At 48.2% G+C, this 6,417-nt stretch carries 8 protein-coding genes; 5 read left to right on the forward strand and 3 right to left on the reverse strand.

From position 1 onward, the window contains the following. The first annotated feature begins 143 nt into the window (after positions 1-143). From RMO84_RS21050 to RMO84_RS21065, 4 genes are all read left to right on the forward strand, one after another. Positions 144-1,700 (forward strand): HlyD family efflux transporter periplasmic adaptor subunit, encoded by a 1,557-nt coding sequence (locus RMO84_RS21050; protein ID WP_310490392.1) that lies wholly within the window; start codon positions 144-146, stop codon positions 1,698-1,700. A gap of 10 nt (positions 1,701-1,710) precedes the next feature. Then, complete coding sequence (locus RMO84_RS21055) at positions 1,711-2,451, forward strand: peptidylprolyl isomerase (protein WP_310490393.1); 741 nt, start codon at positions 1,711-1,713, stop codon at positions 2,449-2,451. A 74-nt stretch (positions 2,452-2,525) separates the two neighbouring features. Next, the gene (locus tag RMO84_RS21060) at positions 2,526-2,702 is read left to right on the forward strand and encodes a hypothetical protein (protein ID WP_310490394.1); all 177 of its coding nucleotides are present in this window, start codon (positions 2,526-2,528) and stop codon (positions 2,700-2,702) included. Next, positions 2,699-3,985 carry an ATP phosphoribosyltransferase regulatory subunit gene (locus RMO84_RS21065; RefSeq protein WP_310490395.1) on the forward strand — a complete coding sequence of 429 codons (1,287 nt, stop codon included), beginning with the start codon at positions 2,699-2,701 and terminating at the stop codon, positions 3,983-3,985. The genes RMO84_RS21060 and RMO84_RS21065 overlap by 4 nt, the downstream gene beginning before the upstream one ends. A 170-nt stretch (positions 3,986-4,155) precedes the next feature. Here the strand turns inward: RMO84_RS21065 and RMO84_RS21070 are convergent, their stop codons facing one another. From RMO84_RS21070 to RMO84_RS21080, 3 genes are all read right to left on the reverse strand, one after another. Continuing rightward, on the reverse strand, positions 4,156-4,689 hold the full coding sequence (locus tag RMO84_RS21070) for a tetratricopeptide repeat protein (RefSeq protein ID WP_310490396.1): 534 nt from the start codon (positions 4,687-4,689) through the stop codon (positions 4,156-4,158). 17 nt (positions 4,690-4,706) lie between these two features. Continuing rightward, complete coding sequence (locus RMO84_RS21075; RefSeq protein ID WP_310490397.1) at positions 4,707-4,919, reverse strand: hypothetical protein; 213 nt, start codon at positions 4,917-4,919, stop codon at positions 4,707-4,709. A gap of 151 nt (positions 4,920-5,070) precedes the next feature. Continuing rightward, entirely contained in the window at positions 5,071-5,451 is a 381-nt protein-coding gene (locus tag RMO84_RS21080; protein WP_310490398.1) for a hypothetical protein, read from the reverse strand. Between the two features lie 263 nt (positions 5,452-5,714). Between RMO84_RS21080 and psbO the strand changes: the two genes are divergently transcribed. Continuing rightward, positions 5,715-6,417 (forward strand): photosystem II manganese-stabilizing polypeptide (gene psbO, locus RMO84_RS21085; RefSeq protein WP_310490399.1); only part of this gene is annotated, 703 nt, incomplete at its 3' end.

Below are 6,417 nucleotides of genomic sequence, written 5' to 3' on the forward strand. Positions count from 1 at the left end.
TTAGGATGTTTAAAAATTTAGATATCCTTCTAAAAATAGTAATGTACTCTACATATTCGGCTCTTCATTACTTAGTGTGTTGGATATCGACTCGACTGTCGATCTGTAACCTTCACAATCTAATTTCTCATTTATTTAGCATTATGGTACTCGATCGCCAAGCATCAGACGATTCATCCGCACTCACCACCACCAGTCCGCATCAAATTGTCGTCGCCAATGCAGATCGCTTTGATGCCACCAGTACCACCGCCGCCAGCGCGATCCAGGATTGGTCGCATTCGGCCACCGAACTCATCGATACCACTCCGTTACCCTGGACGCGGGGCTTGTTATATTGCTTGCTGGTATTCATGGCAGTCCTGCTGCCCTGGTCATTTTTGTACAAAATGGATGAAATCGGTACAGCTAGAGGCAGATTAGAATTTAAGGGCGATACCGTCAAACGCGAAGCGGATATCGATGGCAGTGTGGCTGTCGTTAAGGTGTACGTCAAAAAAGGCGATCGCGTCAAAGCCGGACAGCCGATTATGGAACTCGACACCAAAGGCTTGCGCGAACAAATCTATCAAATGCAGCTCAAACTCGATGGCGAACGCCAACATCTCAACCAATTGGCATTGATGAAAAATCAACTGGGTTTGGGCACGACGGCGCAACAACAACAGAATCAAGCCCAACTCCTCGAAAAACAATCCCAAATCTCTCAAGCCGAGCGTGCCTTTAGCGATCGCCAAGCTAGTTATAATTTACAAAAGGTTGAAAAACTCACCCAAATTCAGCAGTCGCAACAAAAAATCGTCGATGCGCAAACTAGTTATTTATTGGCTCAGAATCGCGTAAAAGATGCCCAGAATGAAAGCAATCGTTATCGCAAACTCTACAAAACGGGGGCAATTGCCCAGATTAAAGCGATCGAAATCGAAGGCATTGCCAAAGAGAAAAAACAACTCCTCCAGCAAGCACAAGCCAATCTCCGTCAGTCAAAACTCCAATTTGCCGAACAGCAAAGCAATTATCAAAAGCTCCTCCAACAAGCCCAATCGGATATCGATCGCGCCCAACTCCAGCTCACCGAACAACAGCGCAGTGCCACAACTTTGACTAAAAGCGGTCGGCTGGCAATGCTCGCCGTCCAACGGCAAACAAAAGAGCTGCATACGCAAATGCTGACGCTCCAATCGGAAATCGCCCGCGATCGCGCCCAGCTATTTTTCCTGAATAAAAAGTTAGCTAAATATACGATCTCATCGGCAACTGACGGTACTATTTTTGAACTGCCAATTAATCGAGAAGGGGCGGTAGTGCAACCCAAACAATTAATTGCTGAAATTGCCCCAAATACCAATCGATTGGTCTTCAAGGGCGAAATTGCTGCCGATCGAAGCGAATCTCTACGCTCTGGAGATCGTAAGGATGTCAAACTCAAGTTTGATGAGTTTCCCTTTGAAAGCTATGACATCGTTAAAGGACATCTAACCTGGGTTTCACCCAATTCCAAGATTGTGACTACGCCCCAAGGCACCACCACCAACTATGAAGTAGAAGTCCAGCTGGGGCAGTCTTGCGTCCAACATGAAGGTAAATGTCTGCCGCTTAAATCTGGACAACCAGCGACAGCAGAAATTGTCATTCGCCATCGCAAGATCGTCGATTTTGTCCTCGATCCATTTAGAAAATTAGCAAATCAAGGCGAGTAGAAGGAACGCGATGTTAATAACTACAAACGAGCCAACAGATCGAGCGGATTGGCATCAGGCGATCGTCGATGAAGCTAGGATGTCTGGCAAAGTATCCGAACTAATTCGGAGTGCTGCCCGTCGTCAAATTATTAATGAGGCAGCCCTGAAAAATGCGATTCAACCAACCGAAATAGAGCTACAAGTCGCTGCCGACAATTTTAGACGAGTCAATCAATTAACAACAATTGCTGCTACGAGTAATTGGTTGGCTGCTAATTTTATTTCGATTGAGGATTTCGAGCAAATTCTTAGAGATCGCTTAATAACTGCCAAACTCGCTCACCATTTATTTGCCGATCGCGTCGAACAGTATTTTTGGCAAAATTCACACGAATATAGTGCCGCAACTCTGTATGAGATCGTATTAACCGATCGATATGTAGCGATGGAACTGTTCTACGCGATCGCCGAAGGCGATCTAAACTTTACCGATGTCGCCCAGCAATATATCACCGATCCCGAACTCAATCGTCGCGGTGGTTATCTAGGTACACTCAAGCGCAGACAGCTACACCCAGCCATCTCTGCAGCCGTATTTGCCGCCACCCCACCACAAACGATCGCGCCCGTCACCACCGATCTCGGCATTCACCTGATTCGCGTTGTCGAAATTGTCGAGCCGCAGCTAGACGAAACGCTGTCCGAACAGATTTTAATGGAGTTATTCGATCTGTGGTTGGCACAGCAGCTCGCTGGTGAGGATAGATAGTAGATCTGAGGGTGCCCCTTGTGGGTACCCTGAATCTATGACTAAGTAATAGTGTTTTTGAACTGTAGAAAGATGTGAGTAGTTGGATATTAGATCGAGCGATCGTGACACTCAACCGCCAAGTTAAACAGTCGCAAACATCCCCGATCCAGCAGTCGCAACCCAAAATTGTCGATGCTCGCACCAGTGATGTGCGCGTACAGAATGGCCTAAAATTAGGGAGTTGCCTGTTGCCAATTTGCTACCCATGACCGACCTCAATGCTCCTGTCTCCCCATTCCCGCAAGGTGACAATTCTCAGTTGCGATTTGTCAAAGAGACACCCACCAATTTTTATGCTCCAGGCGCACGCGACTTATTGCCGCTAGATGTGGCGCAAAAACATTGGGTAGAGGCGGGGCTTCAGGCGGTATTTCATCGATGGGGCTATCATCGGATTGTCACCTCGACCTTGGAAAGGTTGGAAACTTTGACCGCTGGTGGTGCGGTCGATCGCGAAACGGTGATCCAGATTCCCAGTGCCGAAAGCGGCACGCTCGGTTTGCGACCGGAATTGACGGCTTCGATCGCGCGAGCCGCCGTCGCGCGGATGGGAGACTTGTATCCGCAGCGGTTATACTACAATGCCAATGTGTTCCGGCGCGCCGATCTGGCTCATCATGGCCGCCAGCAAGAGTTTTATCAAGCAGGCATCGAACTATTAGGGATAGGCGGGATTTTGGCCGATGCCGAAGCGATCCTGCTGGCGATCGATTGTTTGAAGTCGCTCGCCGTTCCCCAGTGGCAGATCGTGCTCGGCGAAGCTGGCTTGAGTCGCGCTCTATTGGCACAATTTCCGAGCGAATTTCAAACTCAAATTCGGCGGTGTCTGGCACATCTCGATCGAGTCACCCTCGAACAATTACCGCTCGCACCCCAGCACAGAGATTTAGCACTCTCATTACTAGATTTACGCGGCAAACCGCAGGTAGTATTACAGCGGCTATCGCAACTCGAATTAGACGATCGATCGCAAGCGACGATCTCCCATCTCCAAACATTAGTCGAACTACTCGCCGCCAGCAGCCCCACTTCACTCTCGTTGATTTTGGATCTAAGTTTGATTCAAACCTTCGATTACTATACGGGGATTGTCTTTGAGGTGGTGAGTATTTGTGAAGATCGGACATACACGATCGGCAAAGGCGGGCGGTACGATAAGTTACTCGCACTCTATCACCCCCAAGGCCAAAATTTCCCAGGGATTGGGTTTGTGTTGAATATTGAAGATTTACAGCAAGTCTTGCAAGCGCACCCCGCCATGCCCCATTACACCGCCAAACCCGATTGGTTGGTAGTGGCAATCGACCCTGCGGCGGCGGCTGCTGCCCTCATCTATAGCGATAAGCTCAGATCGGCACCCACAGAGGTGTGCGTAGAAATGTATCTCGACAACGCACCACCCGATCGCATTCGCCAAATCGCCCTCGATCGCGGCATCGCCAACATCGCCTGGGTTAGTCTAGATGCCGTCACGATCGAAGAAGTCCACTAACAACAGCCAGCGGCATTAACCGCTGGCTGTTTTTAGCTCGATAGTTTGTCCGATCTTTAGCGATCGACTAAGTAGCTAAGTTCAAATATTCATTTAGATAGAAGAAACCTTCTAAACCATAGCTGGTGGGCACTGCCCACCCTACGATCGACTATCAATTATCAACTAATCTAAGCCTCCTGGACTTTTTCGAGGGTGCGTTGATAATCCCAATCGCGACCTTGCTGACGAAAAAGATCTGCAGCGATCTGGAGGTCTTCGCGGCCACCTTGACGATCGCCGAGATATACTCGCGCTAACCCCCTATTGTAGTATGTTTTGGGACGAGTGCGATCGATCTGAATGGCGCGATCGTAGTCCGCCACGGCACCGTGGAGATCTTCGAGTCGATAACGGGCATTGCCACGATTATAATAATTCGTACTGCTGCGATCTTCGAGTTCGATCGCGCGATCGTAGTCAGCTAAGGCACCCTGACGATCTCCCAGCCTGTCGCGCAATAACCCGCGATTTCCGTATGCTTTGGCATGATTGGGATCGAGTTGAATCGCGCAATTGTAGTCAGCTAAGGCACCCTCGCGATCGCCACCCAAATCGCGCCCCCGACCCCGATTGTAGTATTCGCGTGCATCTTGGGGATGCTGGTGGAGATCGGGTTGAGAATCGGTCGGAATGTTTGGTTGGTTGTTTAGATTTTCTTGCATATTGTCATAGTTCAATGTCATCTCGATCTGTAGCAACGCAATAATGGTTCTGCTGAGAGTTGGTAGACGATTGACTGCGATCGGATTTGCTCGATAGCAGCGTCTAAAGGCTGTTGGAGCGGTTTCTCACGCAACGTGACAAAATCGGGAAATTGCTGGAGTAGTGTATTAAAATTGACCTTAAAACTGGCTCTGGAGGCCGCTAGCCGCTCGACTGTGCATTTAAGCACTAGTAATGTTCATATTCAAAATTCTATCAGTTCCAACAAATGGGGTGGTCTTTAGATCGAAAAGTCCAGCCGAATTACCTAAATAGTCGCAATCTCGACATCAAGCCGGTCGAGAATCGACCATTCATAAATAGAGATCGGGTTAGCGAGGCTACTGGCGATTGCGATCCAGATTTTGCCACTCAGATTGCAGTTGTTCGGATTCTGGTAGATTGGCCAGTAATTTTTGGAGTTTCCAACGCTGGATATAGGGCCAGCCGCCATTTTCCTCAATATCTCGCAGTAGCGCAAACAGCGATTGACGACTATTTGGCAATGCTGATTGGAAATAGCCCTGTTGAATTTCGCGGTGAATCTGCTCTAAAGTCCGCAGCAACAGCAGCAATGCCAAGGGATCTGCCCGATCTCGATCGGCAATCTCTTGAACCTGCGCCACAATCTGCGCCAGTTCGCCCGTCGCTTCAGTTGGCGAAGTCGTGGGTTCGCTTGTTGCTAAGTCTAAGGATGGCGATAAGTCTTTGTCTAAATTCATTTAACTTAATCTGTCAAGTAGTTTTAATATAAATTTGTATTCTGGAGGATGCGGACAAACCGCAGACTAAATATTAGCAAATCATTTGTCCGCAGATGTGATGTGGACGGCACGCGCGTTGTAGAATACCGATCGACAAGACAATTATCTTACTGTGTCCATAGCAACGATCGAACACTAATGTTAAAGATTAATTCGCTCGCTCGCTCATGTAGCGGCAAAGACTGTAATAACATAAAATATATCTAAAATTGAGGTTCATCATGAAATTTCGCGGATTATTCGCCGCTCTACTAGCCATCTGCATTGGCTTCTTGACGGCTTGCAGTGATGCGCCTGTATCGGCAACAACTGTACTTACTTATGAAGATATTCGCGGTACTGGACTAGCTAATAACTGCCCGGTCATCGACGATACCAGCCGAGGTTCCATTCCCCTGGATGCTGCCAAACAATACCAGTTTGTAGACATGTGCATCCAGCCAACTAATTACTTTGTTAAAGAAGAACCTCAAAACAAACGCCAAGAAGCGGAATTTGTGGCTGGTAAATTGGTCACGCGTGCTACCTCCAGTCTCGACCAGATTAGAGGCACCGTATCGCTCTCAGACGATCGGACTTTGACTTTCAAAGAAGAAGATGGACTTGACTTCCAAGCTGTCACTGTCAAAATGCCAGGTGGCGAACTAGTGCCCTTCCTGTTTACAGTCAAAGAGCTAACGGCTCGTAGCCAACCTGGGGTAGAAAGTATCAATACTTCTACAGACTTTGCTGGTGAGTACAAAGTCCCATCATATCGCGGTAACGTGTTCCTCGACCCAAAAGGTCGCGGTGTCGCCAGTGGTTATATCGACGCAAATGCCCTCCAAGCCGAAGCTAAAAGCCGTGAAGGCGATCGCAAGAATACCAAACGCGGTCAAACTTTCCAAGGTAAAATCAACTTTGAAGTTGCCAAAGTCAACAGTG

This window comes from Chamaesiphon sp. VAR_69_metabat_338 (genome assembly GCF_031423935.1).
Classification (GTDB): domain Bacteria; phylum Cyanobacteriota; class Cyanobacteriia; order Cyanobacteriales; family Chamaesiphonaceae; genus Chamaesiphon.